This is a genomic window from Clostridium sp. Marseille-P299, assembly GCF_900078195.1.
Classification (GTDB): domain Bacteria; phylum Bacillota; class Clostridia; order Lachnospirales; family Lachnospiraceae; genus Lachnoclostridium.
The window spans coordinates 2222215-2243113 of the sequence record NZ_FJVE01000007.1 but is presented as its reverse complement, the minus strand read 5'-3'; the positions used below and the strand labels follow the sequence as shown (position 1 = coordinate 2243113).

At 33.5% G+C, this 20899-nt stretch carries 22 protein-coding genes; 18 read left to right on the top strand and 4 right to left on the bottom strand.

Features of this window, described 5'->3' with window-relative positions:
• The first annotated feature begins 245 nt into the window (after positions 1–245).
• The 9 genes from BN4220_RS17770 to BN4220_RS17740 all read left to right on the top strand — a co-directional run bounded on the left by BN4220_RS17770 (position 246) and on the right by BN4220_RS17740 (position 5911).
• A complete protein-coding gene (locus BN4220_RS17770; protein ID WP_066719723.1) occupies positions 246–1043 on the top strand; it encodes an alpha/beta fold hydrolase in 798 nt (265 codons plus the stop codon).
• Positions 1044–1233: 190 nt separating this feature from the next.
• A complete protein-coding gene (locus BN4220_RS20170) occupies positions 1234–1380 on the top strand; it encodes a hypothetical protein (RefSeq protein ID WP_156476428.1) in 147 nt (48 codons plus the stop codon).
• A 305-nt stretch (positions 1381–1685) separates the two neighbouring features.
• A complete protein-coding gene (locus BN4220_RS20340) occupies positions 1686–1844 on the top strand; it encodes a hypothetical protein (RefSeq protein WP_197467955.1) in 159 nt (52 codons plus the stop codon).
• A gap of 122 nt (positions 1845–1966) precedes the next feature.
• On the top strand, positions 1967–2485 hold the full coding sequence (locus tag BN4220_RS17765) for a GyrI-like domain-containing protein (RefSeq protein ID WP_066719720.1): 519 nt from the start codon (positions 1967–1969) through the stop codon (positions 2483–2485).
• Positions 2486–2555: 70 nt separating this feature from the next.
• Entirely contained in the window at positions 2556–3023 is a 468-nt protein-coding gene (locus tag BN4220_RS17760; RefSeq protein WP_066719717.1) for a GNAT family N-acetyltransferase, read from the top strand.
• Between the two features lie 44 nt (positions 3024–3067).
• Positions 3068–3370, top strand: a complete 303-nt coding sequence (locus tag BN4220_RS17755) for a hypothetical protein (protein ID WP_066719711.1) — start codon at positions 3068–3070, stop codon at positions 3368–3370.
• A gap of 28 nt (positions 3371–3398) precedes the next feature.
• The gene (locus BN4220_RS17750; protein WP_066719709.1) at positions 3399–4457 is read left to right on the top strand and encodes a hypothetical protein; all 1059 of its coding nucleotides are present in this window, start codon (positions 3399–3401) and stop codon (positions 4455–4457) included.
• A 121-nt stretch (positions 4458–4578) separates the two neighbouring features.
• Positions 4579–5238: a hypothetical protein gene (locus tag BN4220_RS17745; protein ID WP_148401766.1), complete on the top strand. Its 660-nt coding sequence runs from the start codon at positions 4579–4581 to the stop codon at positions 5236–5238.
• Positions 5239–5359: 121 nt separating this feature from the next.
• Positions 5360–5911 carry an AAA family ATPase gene (locus BN4220_RS17740; protein WP_066719703.1) on the top strand — a complete coding sequence of 184 codons (552 nt, stop codon included), beginning with the start codon at positions 5360–5362 and terminating at the stop codon, positions 5909–5911.
• Positions 5912–5995: 84 nt separating this feature from the next.
• Here the strand turns inward: BN4220_RS17740 and BN4220_RS17735 are convergent, their stop codons facing one another.
• Positions 5996–6439 (bottom strand): GNAT family N-acetyltransferase, encoded by a 444-nt coding sequence (locus BN4220_RS17735; RefSeq protein ID WP_066719700.1) that lies wholly within the window; start codon positions 6437–6439, stop codon positions 5996–5998.
• Positions 6440–6653: 214 nt separating this feature from the next.
• Between BN4220_RS17735 and BN4220_RS17730 the strand changes: the two genes are divergently transcribed.
• The 9 genes from BN4220_RS17730 (at position 6654) to BN4220_RS17690 (ending at position 18130) form a co-directional block, all read left to right on the top strand.
• Complete coding sequence (locus BN4220_RS17730; protein ID WP_066719697.1) at positions 6654–7640, top strand: diaminopimelate dehydrogenase; 987 nt, start codon at positions 6654–6656, stop codon at positions 7638–7640.
• Positions 7641–7842: 202 nt separating this feature from the next.
• Complete coding sequence (locus BN4220_RS17725; protein WP_066719694.1) at positions 7843–10014, top strand: glycoside hydrolase family 95 protein; 2172 nt, start codon at positions 7843–7845, stop codon at positions 10012–10014.
• Between the two features lie 225 nt (positions 10015–10239).
• Complete coding sequence (locus tag BN4220_RS17720; RefSeq protein WP_066719691.1) at positions 10240–11205, top strand: AraC family transcriptional regulator; 966 nt, start codon at positions 10240–10242, stop codon at positions 11203–11205.
• 233 nt (positions 11206–11438) lie between these two features.
• On the top strand, positions 11439–12845 hold the full coding sequence (gene rhaB, locus BN4220_RS17715) for a rhamnulokinase (protein ID WP_066719687.1): 1407 nt from the start codon (positions 11439–11441) through the stop codon (positions 12843–12845).
• A gap of 24 nt (positions 12846–12869) precedes the next feature.
• A complete protein-coding gene (locus BN4220_RS17710) occupies positions 12870–14117 on the top strand; it encodes an L-rhamnose isomerase (protein WP_066719683.1) in 1248 nt (415 codons plus the stop codon).
• Between the two features lie 80 nt (positions 14118–14197).
• Positions 14198–15025: a rhamnulose-1-phosphate aldolase gene (rhaD, locus tag BN4220_RS17705; protein ID WP_066719680.1), complete on the top strand. Its 828-nt coding sequence runs from the start codon at positions 14198–14200 to the stop codon at positions 15023–15025.
• A 475-nt stretch (positions 15026–15500) separates the two neighbouring features.
• On the top strand, positions 15501–16436 hold the full coding sequence (locus BN4220_RS17700) for a hypothetical protein (protein WP_066719677.1): 936 nt from the start codon (positions 15501–15503) through the stop codon (positions 16434–16436).
• Positions 16437–16440: 4 nt separating this feature from the next.
• On the top strand, positions 16441–17397 hold the full coding sequence (locus tag BN4220_RS17695; protein WP_066719675.1) for a hypothetical protein: 957 nt from the start codon (positions 16441–16443) through the stop codon (positions 17395–17397).
• 325 nt (positions 17398–17722) lie between these two features.
• Positions 17723–18130: a GNAT family N-acetyltransferase gene (locus BN4220_RS17690; RefSeq protein ID WP_197467954.1), complete on the top strand. Its 408-nt coding sequence runs from the start codon at positions 17723–17725 to the stop codon at positions 18128–18130.
• Between the two features lie 90 nt (positions 18131–18220).
• Here BN4220_RS17690 and BN4220_RS17685 read toward each other — a convergent pair whose 3' ends face one another.
• From BN4220_RS17685 to BN4220_RS17675, 3 genes are all read right to left on the bottom strand, one after another.
• Positions 18221–19399, bottom strand: coding sequence for a hypothetical protein (locus BN4220_RS17685; protein WP_066719674.1), 1179 nt, complete (start codon positions 19397–19399; stop codon positions 18221–18223).
• Complete coding sequence (locus tag BN4220_RS17680; RefSeq protein WP_066719671.1) at positions 19396–19956, bottom strand: RNA polymerase sigma factor; 561 nt, start codon at positions 19954–19956, stop codon at positions 19396–19398. The genes BN4220_RS17685 and BN4220_RS17680 overlap by 4 nt, the downstream gene beginning before the upstream one ends.
• Before the next feature lie 217 nt (positions 19957–20173).
• The gene (locus BN4220_RS17675; RefSeq protein WP_066719663.1) at positions 20174–20881 is read right to left on the bottom strand and encodes a FadR/GntR family transcriptional regulator; all 708 of its coding nucleotides are present in this window, start codon (positions 20879–20881) and stop codon (positions 20174–20176) included.
• Positions 20882–20899 lie beyond the last annotated feature (18 nt).

The following is a 20899-nucleotide window of genomic DNA, read 5'->3' as shown; positions in this document are numbered from 1 at the left end:
AACGTCGGGCGTGGTGTCCCATCTAGAATTACGTCAGCCAATCAATCTCATCATAACAAAAAATAAGAATAGAGACAAAATCTCTACTCTTATATAGTACAAACTAGAATTTACCATGATAACTTAATATTTAAAGAAGTAAGAGTACATTGATAACTTAATATTGATAGTTGGTAAAGTATATGATATTGTAAGGTAAAGATTATTTATATTAGCTGTGTATTAGAGTTGGAAGGGATGGGGTTATGGAACATAAGCAGATCAAATCACAAAATGGGAATACGCACTATTGGATTGCACACAACAAAAATGCTACGGCAAAATGTATTGTTTTTACGCACGGCTTAACTGCGAACCATACCATGTTTGAAAAACAAGTCGAAAGATTTTCTTCGGAGTACACTGTTCTCACATGGGACGTCCCCCTACATGGGCTTTCAAGACCATATCATGATTTTTCGTATGAGAAGACCGCAATAGAACTTCACAGCATCTTAAAAAACGAAGGTATTTCTAAGGTTATTTTGCTTGGAATGTCAATGGGCGGTTATCCAAGCCAGATGTTTGCAAGTATGTTTCCTGAAATGGTGGAGGGCTTTATTGCACTGGACACAACGCCGTTTGGCATGAAATACTATTCTAAAACAGACTTATGGTGGCTAAAGCAAGTTGAGTCAATGGCAAAATGGTTTCCGGACGGTATGCTGAGAAAAAGCATGGCAAAGTCTGTTTCCAAATCGTCATATTCCTACAACAAAATGTTAGAGATGCTGCAACCACTGACGAAAGCAGAAATTATTGAACAAATGGGAATTGCGTACGGGAAATTTGCGGCAGAGAATAAAGAAGTTACGTTTTCTTTTCCTGTTCTTATTCTGCTCGGAGATAGTGATAAAACAGGTAAAGTAAGAAAATACTGCGAGGACTGGTCTAAACGCACAAGCTATCCGCTACATATTATTAAGAACGCCGCTCACTTTTCTAATGGTGACAATTCCGAACAAGTTAATTTTGAAATTGAAGCCTTTATACAGGGATTATGAGTATAACCCAAATCAAGCAAATTACATATATATATCTTGACTACCAACTATCAATATTTAGTTGGTAGTTTTTTATTGAGGTAAACTAGAATCATAAATGTAATTGAAGATTGACAACTTAATATTGCTAGTTGGAAAATAATACATTACAATATAGTAATAACAATGATTTACAAAAGGAGAAGTAGATATGAATAGAGCAATCATAACATTCATTGTAACTATAATTGTAGGTTATTTGGGGTGTTTTTTACTACCAGAACTAGGTATTATTTTTTCGATTGCTACAGCGGGAGCTTTTATTGTTCATGCAATTGAGAACAAAAAGTCAAAATGATTATTAATCTAAAACATTATAGTTCTAGACTACTAACTATCAATATTTTGTTGGTAGTTTTTTTATTGCAAGGATATAATAAGTTAATTGAGTAAACGGTGATTCAAGAAGGGAAAGATGGGTAGAAAAATAAAGTATATGACGGCTAGCGAAGTAATACAAAAGCTAACAGACTTTCATGATGGATTTGTAATGGGATTTTAACATAATAATACTATTAATATTGAAAATTGGAAGATTATGTATTAATCTATAAAGAGATGATAAATGATACAGACTAATTTGAATTTTGAAAGGATTACACAATGCATGGTCTTAAAATGATACTATTAGGTATCGCAATCATTCTAGTTGGTGGATTTTTTATGATTGATCCACAAAGCCATTTGGGTGGATTCGGTGAATTGTTTTGTTTTATTATTGGTATTTATTATTGTATGAAAGGGCTGCAGTGTGAGTATTAATGATTGAAACATCTTAACGAAAATGAATAACAAAGTTCTATAATTAGGTTCTATAGCAAAGTATAAAACATTGTTTATTACTTATCAATTATTTAGGAACTCATTATATTATGGAGGGAAGAATGTTTAAGGGCATAATCACTCAACCAGAGAAAAAATATCTTGGTTTTGGAAAAATGGTACCTTGGGAAAATAGTATGCAAATGCAGTTTGAAATGTGGTATGAGGGGGTTGCAGATGGTAGAATATCGAAGCTGAAAAAGTTATGTCAGTCAGATAAGATTTTGGGGATTTTCTGTTATAAGTGTGATAATGACACACATACGTTTTCATATCATATTGGATGTGAGAATATTTCAAACGCAGTTAGCGATGAGTTTGATGAATTAACACTACTTCCATTAACATTTGCACGATTTACAGGAATATGCAGTGATTTAAATCAAAGAGTTTTTACGTATAACAGGTTATGTGATGAAATTTGGAAGCATTGGCTGCCCGAAAATGAATATATATCACTAATTGAATTAGAAACCAATGGAGGGATAGAAGGATATGCATCGTTAGAAATATTTAATCCAGAAAATCCATCCAATGTTCCGTATAATTTTGAGATATGGTTACCTGTTAAAAACAAATAATAAAGAAGTGAATGATATAAAACAAGTTATATTTTAATGAAATAATATTATGTTCAGGAGGTGAGTGATTATGAAAAATAATATTGAAATAAATTATGCTACTATGGAAAATCTCGATTCGTGGCTGAACTTAATAGATATTGTTAGTAACAATTTTCCCGGATTAGAGACTAAGGAAAAAATAGATAATTATAGAAACACCGTTATAAAAAATATAAACAGAAGAAGTGCTATTTGTGCAGTAAGTGAGAATAAGGTAGTGGGGTTTTTGTTGTTTTCAACTAGGTATAACATGCTTTGCCACTTGGCAGTGCATCCGGATTACAGACGTAAAAGAATTGCTACTAGCATGATAGAACTAATGTTAAAAAATCTTGACCGTAGTCGTGATATTGTTGTACTAACTTTTCGAGAGGATGATGAAAAAGGGGTTGCTCCTAGGATTCTTTACAAACAACTAGGATTTGAAGAGGCTGAATTATGTTATGATCAAGATTATCCAGAACAGAAATTTATTCTACGTGGAAAATTAACATAATTATAATTTATGTTAATTCTACTATTACACAGGAGATGAAAGTCATGTTTTTTCATGCATCACAAGTACCAAATATAAATATTTTAAAGCCACACATATCTAATCATGGTAAGCCATTGATTTACATGTCTAAAAAGAGAGAAAATATTTTAGTTTACTTAAGTAATGCGGTAGAACTTTATTGTAAGAGTATAGAGTATGATTATAGTGGTATATACCATAAGTGGGCTAGTTATGGGTTTACTCAAAATGGTATAGTGCGGATAGAAGAATATTATCCGAATGCAACTATTGAAACATACAAAGGGGTGTCTGGTTTTAAGAAAATTCAGGCAATCTTGGTCTGAATGATTGGTCAGTATGAGGAGGAGTATTTTGATTAATAAGATTTTTAAAAAGCATATTAAAAATGGTGAGCCTCTTGCTTCAAGAGAGGAAAACTCTGGATATAGAATAAGAAATCTATTACGTCACAAAAACCATACAGTGCTGTTTTTTGTTGTTGCAACTTTAGTATGTATTATCCTTGCAGTAGTATTTACTACTATTCGGGAGGGAGAATTACGGGCGGCCAATTCACAAGAAACTACCGTAAAAAACAATGGTATACTAACGATGGAAGAAGTCATCTTATTGTTCCAAGAGGACAGAATAGAGAAAGCAGATTTTTTAAACTACACCAATGGGGTAATGGATAGAGATACTAATGAGGGGATATTAAATTACTATGTTAAATTTAAGCTGAATTATCAGGAGAGAAATTTTATCTTAGGTGTAAGTTATATGAAGAAGAATGACAAATTAGATGCGATTTATCTTACTCAGGAGGAAACGAATGACAGTGTGCTTTTAAATACGGATGAACCTTGGCGTTATACTCCTATTACAGATATAGAGCAGTTCCTTGCTATGGAAACCAGCATTAGTGATTGGCTTACGATTACCCTTCCTAAAGGATACACACTTACCGATTATAATGCCAACATTGGTATCGATGGCGGAGCAGTGATTGAACCAAGAGCCTATGAGGTAGCTGGAGAGTGGGTAGAATCTGGTTTACCAGAATGGACAGCTGCAGGTGTTATTTCCAGGATAAAGAATGCACAGGATTTTATTATTTTTGAAAATGGCCAAATAAAAGGAAAATATGCATATTGGAATCACACAACGGAAGAAAAAATAGAAAATGTAGAAGGATTGGATATGCCAGCTATTTTATATCATGGGAATCATGATCTGTATACAGGTGCAGAACTTGGAAAGTTGGAGGAGCAAGGAATATACATCGATGCAGCAGATACGACTTCGGATTACTGGTACATCTATTTTGCAAAAGAGGATAGTGATGTGGCTTATTATCTTTCCTTGGCAACAAATATTTTTACAAAAGAGCAAGCAATCGAAATTGCAAAGACAGTCCACTTTTTAGAATAATGAAAATAAAAGTTTAACAGCATTTAATATTTCATGTGGGAACACGTAGAAGAACCGCAAAGTAATGTGTAAGAAGCATGAATTGATAAAAGATAAATTGTATTTGACGGAAGAAACAATAATGAAAATTAAGAAAATAATTGCATTAACAATAATAACAGTAATGGCAGTTGGCTTAACTGCTTGTGCTGTCTCAAAAACTGAGAATAAAAAAATATCACTTTTAGATAAAGGTCTTAATTTAATAGAGAAAGTTGAAACACTCTGTGAAAGTAAAGAATATATTTCTCTATATAGTGCAAGCGAAGAAATTACAAATATAATAAACGATATCGGCTCAAAGGATTATAAAGAGCCAAAAGCAGTATTTACGCTAAACAATTTAGCTGAAATATATTTTGATAGTATAGTGGGTGATGTGGCTTTATCTGATGAAATAAAAGATATGGTTAAGGATAGATTTCCAAGTGTACTGCCTACTCAATTAAATTCTAAAAAAGGTGCAATGACAGTAGCTGCAACCTCAATTATTACATATAGTGACAGCTTTATTGATAGCACACTGCAAACAACTACAACCTATCTTTATGTTTTCGATAATGAATATAGCTTTATGGTAACCTTTGTACCCTATGATGAAAATATCGTTAATGCAACGGTGAATGTTGTCGTTAACGAAGATTTAGGAAAATGCAGCACCATAAACGAAGTTGCTGATTTTCTCAAAGCTGCAGTGGGCTTTGAAGAAGTATCTGTATCTATCATTGAGAATGCAAAGTGATTACTTTGCATTGATCCATTGAAAACTTGATTTACATAAATAAACTAAAGATTGACAGTTAGAAAAATATGTAATATTCTATTGGATAAAATCATTTATATCTAGTAGGAGGGGCTGTTTGATGAAATTATTGTTTTTAATTGGGAATGCTGCTGTGGGAAAAATGACAGTTGGACAGGAATTAATGAAAATAACTAATCTTCGCTTGTTTCATAATCATATGACCATTGAGCCTGTGATTGAAATTTTTGGACAGTATAATGGGAAAGTAATTTCACGTTTAAGAGAGGTTATTTTTGAAGAATTTGCAGCCTCTAATAATTATGGAATGATATTTACATATATGTGGGCATTTGATCAACAAGCCGATTGGGATTATATTGAGCATGTGAAAGAGATTTTCAAGCCTTATGATACTGAATTTTATTATGTGGAATTAGTCGCAAGTAGGGAGGTTCGTTTGGAACGTAATGTTACAGAGAATCGCCTAAAAAACAAAGCATCGAAACGGGAGATTGAAGTTTCGAATCAGAGATTAATCAATGATGATTTAAGGTATCGCTGTGTTAGCAATGAAGGTGAAATCAAATTTCATAATTACATAAAAATTGATAATTCTAACTTAGATCCAAGTGCAGTTGCTAAACAAATAAAGGAGCATTTTAATCTTTAAGGAAATTCACACTTAGAGGATATTAGCATTGTGATTTTCTATTGAAAAGGGACTGTCATACGACAGTCCCTTTGATATGTTGATTTACAGTATTTTTTCCATACAGATATGTTCGATAGGAGCTGCTTTCATTAAAAAGATGTCACCATATTCGTTAAATCCTAACTTTTTGTAAAAGTCAAGAGCGGTTAAACGTGCATTTAGTGTTATTTTTTTAATTCCTTGCTGTTTTGCTCTCTTTTCAATTTCTTCTAATAAGGTACGTCCTATTCCCTTTTTTTGAAGATTAAAATCAACGCATAAAAAATTAACACGCATTGTGGATTCATCAATCATTTCATATATTCCAGTTCCAAGAAGAGTATCTGAGTCATATACAACTAAAGTAGTAGCTCGTTGCTCATAAGATAAATCTTCATTTTTGATGGACAACCCAAGTGGTTGACGCATAACTTTGTCTCGTAATAAAATAGTTTCTTCATACTGTGTGGAGCCATATTCCACTTCGATTACTTCATATTGATTCATATTCTTCCTCTTTTCGTAAAAACATTCATTATATATTACCATAACCACACAAAATATACAATTTATAAAAATGAGTATATGAAACATAAAAATGGTTATAATTTTTTTATCAAATTAAGATTTTTTTCTCCATTTTATTGCAGTAAGAGAAAATTTCTGTTAAAATCGTACATGGTTATTTACTAACTAGAAAGACACCAAAGGAGAGATGTATATGTCAATTAAAGTAGGTATTATTGGATATGGTAATTTAGGACGTGGTGTTGAATGTGCGATTAAACAGAATCCAGATATGGAGTTAGTTGCTGTATTTACTCGTCGTTCACCTGAACAAGTAAATATTCTTACAAATACTGCAACAGTATATCATGTAGATGATGTTGTTAAAATGAAAGATAGTTTAGATGTTGTTATTTTATGTGGTGGAAGTGCTACAGATTTACCAAAGCAGACACCTGAATTTTCAAAATATTTTAACGTTGTTGATAGTTTTGATACACACGCAAACATTCCAGTACATTTTGATGAAGTAGATAAAGTTGCAAAAGAAAGTGGACATGTTGCAATTATCTCTGTTGGTTGGGATCCAGGAATGTTTTCTTTAAATCGTTTGTATGCAAATGCTATTTTACCAGTTGGTTCAGATTATACATTCTGGGGCAAAGGTGTAAGTCAAGGACATTCAGATGCAGTTAGACGTGTAGAAGGCGTAAAAGATGCAAAACAGTATACAATTCCTGTAGAAGCTGCGTTAGAGTCAGTTAGAAATGGTGAAAATCCAAGCCTTACAACTAGACAAAAGCATACGAGAGAATGCTTTGTTGTAGCAGAAGAAGGAGCTGATTTAGCTAAGATCGAACAGGAAATTAAAAATATGCCGAACTATTTCTCTGATTATGACACAACAGTTCATTTTATCAGCGAGGAAGAATTAAAGAAGAACCATAGTGGAATTCCACACGGTGGTTTTGTTTTTAGAACTGGTAAAACTGGTTGGGAAGAAGAAAATTCTCATATCATTGAATATAGCTTAAAATTAGACTCCAATCCAGAGTTTACTTCTTCTGTATTAGTAGCATATGCAAGAGCAGCATATCGTCTAAGCAAAGAAGGACAAAAGGGTTGCAAAACCGTATTTGATATTGCACCAGTATATCTTAGTGCAAAAAGCCCAGAAGAATTACGTAAAGAATTGTTATAATTAGTGGCTTAATGCCTGTATTATATTGGATAATTGAAAATCCCAGCTTATAGAGGAAGATAAACTAGCCTCTATAAGCTGGGATTTATTTTGTCAATTATAGTAAAGTAAACGATGTAAAATATTGATTTCATATACCAATTAAAGTATAATCGAGTTAAGTATTGGGAATGGACGTCTGCAAAGAAGGGGGATTTGTAGCATGAATAATCGTATGGTTTTAAACTATAACAAGGCAGCTACCAAATGGGAAGAAACACTTCCAATTGGAAATGGCAGCTTAGGTGCTATGATTTTTGGTAATGTTTCGGATGAAGTACTGGGGTTAAACGAAGAAAGCTTATGGTCTGGCTATTATAAGGACAAGAATAATAAAGAGGCTTATGCTCACTTAAATAAAGTAAGAGAGCTTGTATTTGATAAGAAGAATAAAGAAGCGGAAGATTTGATCAGACATACAATGTTAGGGGAATACAATGAATCTTATTTACCCCTAGGCAAATTACATATTAAATTTCATCATGGAAAAAAAGTCAAGGGATATTCAAGAGAATTGGATATCGATCACTCGATTGCTAAAGTATCTTATATGGTAGGTGATGTGGAATATAATAGAGAATATTTTGCAAGTTATCCACATAAGGCTATTTTTATTAGATTAACAGCGAGTGAACCCTTGCTTAATGTTAGTATTTCTCTAAGCTCTGAGCTAAAGCATACACTAAACTATAGTAAGGCAGGTATTCTTATGAAAGGCCAATGCCCAGAACATGTGGATCCTTCCTATATTGGTAGGGATATTCCACCGGTAATCTGGGGAGAGAAGGGAATTTCGTTTACAAGTAAAATTACAGTCCTTTCATTTGATGGTGATATTGCTATTGATGAAAATGTGGATACATCAGAGAAATGTATTAAAATGAAGCATGCGAGTGAAATTGTTCTTATGATTCAATCGGTAAAAGAGGCTTGTAATTATAAAGGCCTTTCCTATGAAGAAATCAAACAAGAACACTGTAAGGATTACAAGGAGATTTATGATAAAGTTGAGTTGTATCTAGGGGAACAGCAAGATATCCCTACAGATGAACGCTTGAAAAACTTAAAAGAAGGGAAAAGTGATCCAGCCCTTTATGCCCTATATTTTCAATATGGAAGATACCTTTTAATATCTTCTTCTAGAGAGGGAAGTTTGCCAGCAAACCTACAAGGCATTTGGAGTTGGGAATTACGAGCTCCATGGAGCAGTAACTGGACAACGAATATCAATGCTGAAATGAATTATTGGCCTGCGCAAAGTTGTAATCTTACCGAATGCTTGCCTCCTTATATTGAGCTTGTGAAACGTTTGTGTGAGGAAGGTAAAAAGACGGCGAAGCTTCATTACAATTGTAGAGGGTTTGTTCATCACCACAATGCGGATGTCTGGTGCAATACAAATCCAGTAGGATTAGCTCATGGCGAAAAAATTGGATATGAAGGCAGTGTTACATGGTCGTTTTGGCCAATGGGTGGTGCTTGGATGGTTTCAGAATTATATAAACATTACGAATACCATGAAGATAAGGAATTTTTAAAGGAAACCGCATATCCAATATTAAAGGAAGCAGCACTCTTTTTCATTGATTGGCTTGTAGAATATCAAGGGGAATATGTAACTTGTCCTTCCACATCTCCTGAAAATCGTTTTATCACGAAGGAAGGGGAAACAAGTTGTGTAGCAATGAAATGTACAATGGATTTAACCTTAATTAGGGAAGTGTTTGATAGTTTTATTAAGACATGTACAGAGTTAGAGATTCAGGATGAAATCTTGCCAGAAATAAACGAACGCATATCTAAGTTAGCTCCTTATAAAATCGGAAGTCTTGGGCAGCTCTTGGAGTGGAACGAAGAGTTTGAAGAAAGTGAGCCTGGTCATAGACATATATCACATTTGTATGGATTATTTCCATCAGAACTTTTTGGTACAGATGAAAAACTTATTGAAGCTTGTCGTGTTTCCTTAGAGAGGCGTTTAGCTCATGGTGGAGGGCATACTGGCTGGAGCTGTGCTTGGATCCTTAATATGTACGCAATCCTTGGAGATAAAGAAAATGCCTATAAATATTTAAATACATTATTGACGAAATCAACCTATGATAATCTTTGGGATGCACATCCACCGTTCCAAATTGACGGAAATTTTGGAGGAATCGCTGGGATTGCTAATATGTTAGTGCAAGACAGGTACGGAGTTCTTAAAATTCTTCCAGCATTATCAGATGAATTTAAAACAGGTTATGTAAAAGGATTACGCATAAAACATAAGAGAACAATTGACATTTACTGGGAAAATGGGAAAGAAACAAAACATACGATTTATAGTGAATAGATTTATAGAGAATAGTTTTATAGTGAATAGATTTAGAGAACTAATATAAAGGTTTTAAAGAATTTCGACTAGAAAAATGAAATGCAATTATTTAAATAGCTTACAGGTGCTTATTTTAAGGGAGCTTTCATCTGTAGGCAGCACATGTGATGAAATACTATGCTATATGAATATACCTATTAGTTGTACTATATTTCTAGGTACTTTTATAAAGGAAGGAATACTATGCACAAGGATATTATAGATGCACTATCTGTCATAACAGAGGAAGAGCAGGCAATATTAGATGGACAAGTTGGCATTAACAGAACTCTATATACAGAAAAAAGAGAAATGATTGTAGATAGCAATAAACTTCTAGCTCACGGGAAATTAATTGAAATCAGGCCACATACTAGATTTGTTCATTTTCCAAAACATAAACATAATTATGTGGAAGTCATCTATATGTGCTCTGGATCAACTAAGCATAAGATAAATGACAAAGAAGTAGTATTAAAAGCAGGAGAATTATTGTTTTTAAATCAAAATGCCACACAGGAGATATTTCCTGCAGGGGAGCAGGATATTGCTGTTAACTTCATCATTCAGCCAGAATTTTTTGACACAACATTTATGATGTTAGGTGAAGAAAATAACCTGCTACGAGATTTTTTGATTGGATGCTTATGTAATGATTCAAGATATACAAATTATTTGTTATTCCGTGTTGCTGATGTGTTACCTATTCAAAACTTAGTTGAGAATATGATTTGGACAATCATGAATAATCAAACGAACAAACGAAGTATCAATCAAACAACAATGGGGTTGCTTTTTTTACAATTACTTAATTACACGGATAAGTTAAATTCCGAGGGCAATTCCTTTGAACAAGATTTAATGTTTCGTGTGTTAAGTTATATTGAAGAAAACTATAAAGATGCTACACTTACAGAGCTTTCTAATCTTTTAAAATATGATATCTACTGGCTTAGTAGAGCAATTAAAAAGCAAACAAATGAGACATTTAAGGACCTTTTAAAAACAAAGCGATTAAATCAGTCCGCTTATCTATTATCTCATACAAAGTTATCGGTAGCAGAAATTATTGCTGCAGTAGGGTATGATAATACAAGTTATTTCCATCGTATTTTTAAAGAACGCTTTCAAATGTCACCAAAAGAGTATCGCTTAGATAATTTAAAATAGTTGCAAATAAGGACGTTATTTTTTATAAATAGCGTCCTTTTTTTATCATGATATTCATAATACAATGATGTTAGTGATAAGTCATTATTACAATAAAGGTTTGTTAATTTATAAAAAGGCCTGATAAATAAGTTTTATAAAAAGGTCTGTTAAATAAGTTTTTATAAAAAGGTTTATTGAATAAGTTTGTTAAAAGGGTTTTATAAAAAGTTTTGTTTAGATTAGGAGGGTGTATGCAAAACTACTATTTAGCAATTGATATTGGGGCGTCCAGTGGAAGGCATATTCTAGGGTTTGTAGAGAATGGCCAGATAAAATATGAAGAAATCTATCGTTTTTCCAATGGACTAGTGAAAAAACAAGGTGAACTTTGTTGGGAACTTGATAAGCTTTTTTATGAGATTTTAGAGGGCTTAAAAAAGTGCAAAGAGCTAGGGAAGATTCCCGTTAGTGTAAGCATTGACACATGGGGTGTTGATTTTGTTTTACTAGATCATGAGGATAGGATTCTTGGAAATACCGTTGGATATCGTGATGCCAGAACTGCGAATATGGATGAAGGTGTGTATCAAATCATTAATGAAGAAGATTTGTATAAAAGAACTGGGATTCAAAAGCAAATATTTAATACGATTTATCAATTGATGGCGATTAAGAAGAAAAAACCAGAGATTTTAGAAAATGCAAAATCAATGTTGATGATTCCAGATTATTTTCACTTTTTATTAACAGGTAACAAGGTGATGGAATACACAAATGCCACAACGACGCAACTGGTTAGTCCAATCACTAAGGAATGGGATTATGAGTTAATTGAAATGTTAGGGTATAAAAAAGAATTATTTATACCGCTTTCACAACCTGGAACTGTGGTTGGTAAATTAAAAAAGGAATTAGTAGAAGCGATAGGATTTGACTGCGAAGTGATTCTTCCTGCAACACACGACACGGGTTCCGCGGTAATGGCGGTTCCAAGTACGAAAAAAGATGTGATTTACATAAGTTCTGGAACCTGGTCCTTAATGGGAATTGAGAGAATGGAGGCAGATTGCTCTCTTAAAAGTATGAATGCCAACTTTACCAATGAAGGTGGATATAATTACCGTTTCCGTTATCTTAAAAACATTATGGGATTATGGATGATACAGTCACTAAAGAAAGAGCTGCATGATGTTTATTCGTTTCAAGAACTATGCAATATGGCAGAAGATGCAAAAATCAACTCACTTGTTGACTGTAATGACGATAGTTTTTTAAATCCAGAAAGCATGATTGATGCAGTACAGGATTATTGTAGAAAAGCCGGTGGAAGAGTTCCAGATAAACCAGATGAGTTAGCAGCAGTAATCTATAACAGTTTAGCAATGTGCTATGGAGAAACTATTTTAGAAATAGAAGCAATTACAGGTAAAAAATATGACTGTATTCATATCGTAGGTGGCGGCGCGAATGCAGAATATTTAAATAAATTAACGGCAAAAGCCACGAAAAAAGAAGTTATTGCTGGGCCAACAGAAGCAACCGCAATTGGAAATTTACTTGCTCAAATGATTCAAAAAGGTGAATTTGAGAATCTAGACAAGGCAAGAGAATGTGTCGCTGACTCATTTCCATTGATTCATTATTACGAAGAAGTATAAACTATAAAATAAGGAGGATTTATTATGACAACGAAAGAAAGATACGCATCCGCAAAAGAGATATATGGTAGATTTGGTGTTGATACAGATGCAGCACTTGAAACATTAAAAAACATTTCAATTTCTATGCATTGCTGGCAGGGAGATGATGTTTCAGGTTTTGAAGGAAGTACAGAATTATCTGGTGGTATCCAGGCAACCGGTGATTATCCTGGTAAAGCAAGAAATGCTGAAGAATTAATGAATGATATCGACAAAGCACTTAGTTTAATACCAGGTTTACATAGAATTAATTTACATGCAAGTTATGCATTTTTGGAAGAAGGATTTGTAGATAGAGACAAGTTAGAACCAAAACATTTTAAGAAATGGGTAGAATTTGCAAAAGAAAGAGGACTTGGACTTGATTTTAATCCAACGTATTTCTCTCATCCATTGGCAGAGAAGGCAACTTTATCAAGTGAAGACGAGACAATCCGTAAATTCTGGATTGATCATGGGAAAGCAAGTATTCGAATTGCTGAGTATTTCGCAACAGAGTTAGGAACCCCATGCTTAGTAAACATTTGGATTCCAGACGGTTTTAAAGATATACCAGCAGATCGTATGTCCCCAAGAGCTCGTTTAAAAGATTCCTTGGATCAGATTTTATCCATTCCTTATGATAAGAGTAAGGTATATGTTGCAGTAGAATCAAAGGTATTTGGAGTAGGCCTAGAGAGTTATACCGTTGGTTCTCATGAATTTTACATGAACTATGCTGCTAAAAATAATATTTTATGTTTACTGGATAACGGACATTATCATCCAACAGAAATGGTTTCAGATAAAATTTCCTCCATGTTATTATTCTCAGATAAACTTGCGCTTCATGTAACAAGACCAGTTCGTTGGGATAGCGATCATGTTGTTTTATACGATGATGAAACAAAAGAGATTGCAAAAGAAATTATTAAAAATGGTGTTGATAAAGTTCTAATCGGCCTTGATTTCTTTGATGCATCCATCAATCGTATTGCAGCTTGGGTAGTAGGTATGCGTAATATGCAAAAAGCGTTATTACAAGCATTATTACTTCCAAATGCAAAGTTAGCCAAACTTCAGGAAGAAAGACGTCTGACTGAAATTATGGTGTTCCAAGAAGAATTTAAATTATATCCAATCGGTGATGTTTGGAATTATTTCTGTGAAATAAATGGCGTACCAGAAAAAGAAGACTGGTTTGATGTAGTAAAACAATACGAAGAAGAAGTATTAGTGAAGCGTGTATAAATTTAGTTGAAAAAACTATGAACTATGAAGAGAAAACGTACTAGGGAAAGCCATAAATTGGCGTAATAATGGAGGTAATTATGAAAGTTATAGATGCAAAATTTGTTCAAGGTTTTATTCGCATGGCGAATGATGGTTTTTTACAAGGCTGGCATGAAAGAAATGGTGGAAATCTTTCTTACCGTATTAAGCAAGAAGAGATTGATTCCGTAAAAGAAGAATTACAATTCGATAAGGCATTTGCACCAATTGGAACAAAAGTGCCTGAACTTTCTGGTGAATTCTTTTTAGTAACTGGAAGTGGAAAATATTTTCGTAATGTCATTTTAGATCCAGCTGCAAATATTTGTATTATTGAAATTGATGAGACTGGTGAGAACTATCGTATTGTTTGGGGGCTAGTGGAAGGTGGAAGGCCAACAAGCGAACTACCAAGTCATTTAATGAATCATGAAGTTAAAAAGTTAGCAAGTGGTGGAACTCACCGTGTTATTTATCATGCACATACAACGAATATTATAGCATTAACATTTGTGCTACCATTAGAAGATAAGGTATTTACTCGTGAATTATGGGAAATGGCTACGGAATGCCCAGTTGTTTTTCCATCTGGTGTAGGTGTTGTAGGTTGGATGGTACCTGGTGGTAGAGACATCGCAGTTGCTACAAGCGAGCTTATGAAAAAATATGATGTTGCAATTTGGGCACATCATGGAATGTTCTGCTCTGGAGAGGATTTTGATATAACATTTGGTCTTATGCATACAGTTGAAAAATCAGCAGAGATACTAGTAAAAATGTTATCCATGCGTCCGGATAAATTACAGACGATTACAGTACAGAATTTTAAGGACTTAGCGGTAGATTTTAAAGTGACTTTACCGGATGAATTTCTTTATGAAAAATAATGAATTGGTAGGAAATAGCTTTAAACTATATGATGTTGCAAGTATAGCATAACTTTAAATGGCATAGCATGGAACGATATAACGTTAGATGATATAACATTAACAGAATTTGAAATATAAAACACAAAGAAGGAGGAAAGATATCCTCCTTCTTTGCACGTGGAAGATTTATTCATGACAATAGAAAGTACGCAAAATTTATTTTCTTTATTTACAATTTCGACGCATTTCCATAAGTCTAAAAGCATCATTTAGAACGTTTTCATCTTGAATTTCTATCATTAACCATTTTGAATTTTTCCTAGGATTTGTTATATGATAAATATTTTTAACATAATCCGTAAAGGTAGGTAATGAGAAGAGTAAAAAAGAAATATTAAAATTCTTGGAACCTTTTTCATTTTATTTCGTCTAATTTATCGAAGAACAACCAAAAGAAAAATCAAAAGAAAAACAAAGGGAGATATGATTAAGAATGAGAAAACAACTACATAAGAAAATAATTACAGGTGCAGCTATTTTATCAATGTCTGCCGTGTTATTTGCATGTCAATCAAAGAATGAGGATTCAGACAAAGCTATAGGCACTGAGATTACAAAAGAACCAGAGGTTTCAATTGCTCCAAGCGCGACTGGAGAACCAAGTATAACAGAAGTTCCAAGCGGTGAACCTACAGTTACTGTTGATCCAAATAATAATGGAGAAGCTTTAGTTACTGATGGAGCAGAACCTTCAGAGCAGCCTGAAATTACAGAACAACCAGGAGCTTCCGATATAACGAATACACCAGAAGTCACAAAAGCACCAGAAGTAACAAAGACTCCTGAAGCTACAAAGGCGCCTGAGGCAACGAAAGCTCCAGCTCCAACGAAAAAGCCAGAGCCAACGAAAACTCCTACAAAGGCACCAGAGGCGACTAAGGCTCCAACTCCAACTAAGAAACCAAAGCCAAGCGTAGCACCAACGAAAGCTCCAAAACCAACTAGTACTCCAACTCCAACAGAAGAAGCAAGTAAGGAAGATATTTTATCAGGATCATTAGAAGATATCATGGAAGAAATCTATAGCAATGTTACTTCTGAATTACCTATGAGATTTAACACAGAAATTACAAAAGATTCAACTTCTTATTATTTTGGTGTAGAAAATATGGACATTGAAGAAGCTTTAGCTTCAGAATCAATGATATCCGTGGCACATTCTGTATGCTTAGCACGTGTAAAGGACGGTACAGACATTGAAGCTCTTAAAAAAGAAATTAAAGAAAAAGTAAATCCAAGAAAGTGGATTTGTGTTGGTGTAGAGCCAGAAAATGTTTTAGTTGATAATATCGGAAATCTAGTTATCTTAGTTATGACTAATAGTAGCCCAAATGAAATTATGGATAGTTTCTTATCATTGGCAGAGTAGAGTTATGAAAAAGAAAAGATTAATTTTTGGGATACTTGTAGGGATTATAATAATTTGCTTAGCAATTATGTTTATAAATAAAGCAAATAATAGCACAAAAACGAATGAAGTAACGTTAAATTCAAGTGAACCTGATGAGAATGGGCTTTATTTTGCGAAAGATTATGTCTTTTCGAAAATGGAACCATTTGAAGAGAGCTATATACATAGCATGAGTGAAAAGTTGAATCGTGCTTATGATACTTTACTAAATTCAAATATGAATGTGTACTATTCTGTAATTCCTGATAAAGGTTATTTTATTGAAAATCCAAGTTTTACGAAAGAAAATTATGAAAGTATGCTTGATATTCTTACAAATGAAGTGAAACACATGGAATATATTCCGATTATGGATAAACTATCCATTACTGATTATTATAAAACGGATCACCATTGGCGTCAGGAAAAATTATTTCCAGTTGTGAACCAATTAGGAAAATTCATGGATTTTAAAATTGATAAGTCTGATTTTACTGAGAATGTTGTTGAAAATTTCAAAGGGGTCCACAGTGAGTATATGGATGAGGTACCAGAGGAATCTTTGATTTATATGACAAATAAAGTAACGGATGAAGCAACGGTTGACATTTATGGTGTTGGTGAGTATCAAGGAGTATATTTTCTTGATGAGTTGAATACAGATGTTGCATATAATGTATTTCTTAAAGGTTTAGCACCGATTGTAACAATTACAAATCCATATGCAACAGACGATCGAGAATTAATACTATTTGGAGATTCCTATGCAAGTAGTATTGCCCCATTGTTACTTCAAGCGTATTCAAAGATTACAGTGATAGATATGCGATTTGCTCCGATGCCTTATTTAACTGAAGTTATGGAATTTACTACACAAGATGTTTTATTTCTATACAATACAGCGGTAATCAATCGAAGTGCAATGTTAAAATTCCAGTGATCTTAATTTAAAATATTGAAAAGTCTTCTTTCAAAACGAAGTATAGAACTGATATTTGTCAGTTTATTATTTTGGGAGGAGACTTTTTTGATTTACTTATTATTGATTGGGAGAGGACTTTGTTTTTGTTCGCTTACTGTGTATTGGAGAGAATTTTATACTTGGTGAGATATTGCGTATTATCTGTATGTTTCTTAATGCACGAGCTAGGGTATTAATCATTAAGGTTATTTAGATATATTATTGACTAGAATTATGATGATATATCATCTATAATTAAGTGATAGGTATATATTAACAGAAAAGGATTACGGAGATGTTTAAGATGAATATTAAATTTAAAGAAACAAAAGAAAATGATTTTGAAAGAATTAAGGAAATTTATGCATCAGAAAACTGGAGAGCTTATCTACAGGATGATGAAAAGTTAAAGAGAGCCTTTAATAATTCTCTTTTGTGTTTAGGTGCATACGAAGAAGATAAACTATTTGGATTTGTTCGATGTGTAGGAGATGGAGAACATATAATCGTTGTTCAGGACCTAATAGTTCATCATGATTATCAAAAATTAGGAATTGGAACGCAACTTTTTCAGTACGTACTCGATAAGTATAAAAATGTAAGAATGTTCTTGGTAATTACAGATTTATACGATGAAGTAGACAATAAATTTTATCAAAAAAATGGATTAGTTAAGATAGAACAAAAAGAAATGGTGGCGTATGTCCGCTAGTAAGTGAGAATGAATTACAAGCCGCTTACCATTATAGTAAGCGGCTTGCATAGTTTTAATATTCATATTTTTATGATTGACAGTTAGTCATTATTTTTGAAGCATTTCAATAATATTCCATGCTTCTTTTGAACTTTTTGTATATACTCGAATAAAATAATCATTCCACAGGAATGCAAAATTACTTTCGTTTTTCAACACTTCTTGTATTGTTTGTTCTGTGAGATCCTCTAGTTCACCAAGGCTGTCTTTTATATCATAATAGTTAGGTTCTGTATCAATGCACCAGTGAATGTTAGTCCAACCATCAATTTCTGAATATGTTCCTTCTTTTATTGATTTTTCATCTGCATGAGCAATATAGTTCCCTTCAAAGGAATATGGTTCTCCATTTTTCAGCACTAAGGTAGTAAATTCATTCACATATCCAAATGCTTCGAAATTCGGTATATAATTAGCAAAGGCATCAGGATACTCTGTTAATTCGATATAGGTAAATTCATCGCCGGCTTCAATTGGAAATTTTGTAAAATCAACAGGATGTTCCCAAATCCAATCTAATAATTCAACGACGGATGCAAAATTATCATTCCAAGAGCCTTCAATTTGATACCATCCACTATCATTTTGGAAGGTGATTGTCTTATTCCAATTTTCTTTTCCTTCGGCTATTATTTGTATACCATCTCGCTCGGTGACAGTCACTGCAGGGGGAATAATATTACCATTATCATCTACCTCTATGACAATGTAATCCTGAATTTGTTCCACTTCCTGAAAACCGGCCGTGATGCTTAAATCACTGTATGCATCTCCTCGACTGTGCCATACAAATTTAATGCAGTAAATGCTACCATCTTCATTGTAATCAACTTCGCAGTCAAACAGAGGATGATTTACCATAACGGGGATAACTCCTTCCGATTCCAACTGATGTCGCTCCTCAGAAAAGAAGCGTGCTTCTGTATATGGAGGAATACTATCTGATAGTTTAGTACTAGTTGATATATTTCCTCTTTCTTCATTGCTGTACTTAAAGTAATCTTCCGCAGCAAAGTGTTTTGACCACCTTTGAATATTTTTTTTCGGGGATTCATGATTAAATATTTGAAAAGCACTAACTGTAACAAAACATACACATGCTGCTATAGCTCCCCATTTTAGCCAACCAAAAGATGAATGTTTTTTCTTATTACGTACCACAGCGGTTTCTATAATTATATCATCATCTAATAGATCTAAAGCATCACTGATAAATTCATTTTTCATAAATCAAATCCCCCCTGTTCTAAATAAGTTCTCAAGCCGATTCTTGTTCTGTGTAGCATGCTTTTTACTTTAGATTGACTCATTCCATAATAAGCCGAAATATCACGAATAGAGTCCATAAAATAATATCTTCCAATGAATGTGTTTCTTGCTTCTTCTGACAATGTGCGGAGATAGATATTGATTTCTTTTGCCAGGATATTCAAATCTACACTCTGCGCGGTAGTATCACCTTTAGAAACACAGTCATCTAATTCAGAAAGTGAAATAGCATATTCAGAAGCCTTTCGTTTATCTCGATTTCGCTTTCGGTAGATGTCAATGGATGCCCGACGGGTTAGTTTTACTAGGTAAGTAGAAAGAATATTTGGCTTATGCGGTGGTATGGAATTCCATACATTTAGATAGGTATCATTTACACTTTCCTTGCTATCTTCAATGTTTGAAAGAATGTTGTAAGCAATCGCTCGAAGATAATTGCCATATGATTTTTCTGTTTCTTGAATCGCTGATTCGTCTCGCTGCAAGTAGAGTTCGACAATCATTTGATCTTGCATAGGTGAACCTCCTTTCTCCCTGTTATACGTATTCACTCTATATCTCGTTAAAAATTGATTTTGGTTGCGTGAGAACATGATTTTTCTTAAATTATTGAATTAGAGAAAGAAGTGTTTATTGCTAGAAACGAATAAACACTTCTTTTTCAGTCTTTTTAAATCTACTCAAATCCTTTTTGCTTAATAATTTTATAGTTCTTTTGATTTAGCATAGTATTTAAGAATAATAAATTGGCCGACTACCATGGATACTATTATCAACCGATTCGTTGATCCATTGAAGAGCTTTCTCAGTATCACCATTACTTATAAGGGAGATTAATGTAGCGGTGTTATTATAAAGTGCGTCAATGCCATACAAGGTGCAAAAACGTTCCCAAAGAGTAAGAACGGCAACTTTAAAAGAATGAAAGATAAGTGGGAGAAGAGTATTCCCTGATAAAAAAGCTAACTCATGTTGAAAATCAAAGGCTGCCTCGGATGCCTTGGTTATTGAATCGGCATTTTTAATTTGTTCTGCTTTTTCATAAAGTAAATGAATATCTTCGGGAGTAATTTTTGGCATAAGTAATTTTACTGCAAGTGTTTCAAGTGCAATCCGAACTTCAAGGATTGATCGAATTTCTTCATCTCGCAATCGACCTCCATTATAATTCATTATTGAAATTAAGGTATCTAAAGTTCCATTACGTCTATAGTCTGCTATGAAAGTGCCGACTCTTGGTTTAATAATTAAGAAACCTTTCTTCTCTAATTCAGAGATACCTCCATTTACAACCGCACGACTAACTTGCATAACTTCTGCTAATTGTCGTTCTGGAGGAAGTTTTTCTCCAATTTTTAATTTACCTGATAAGATCATGTGTTCAAGTTGTGTTACAAATAGTTCTTTTAAGGATGGTGCACTTAATTTTGAAAATTCCATAGAAACCTCCATCTTGCC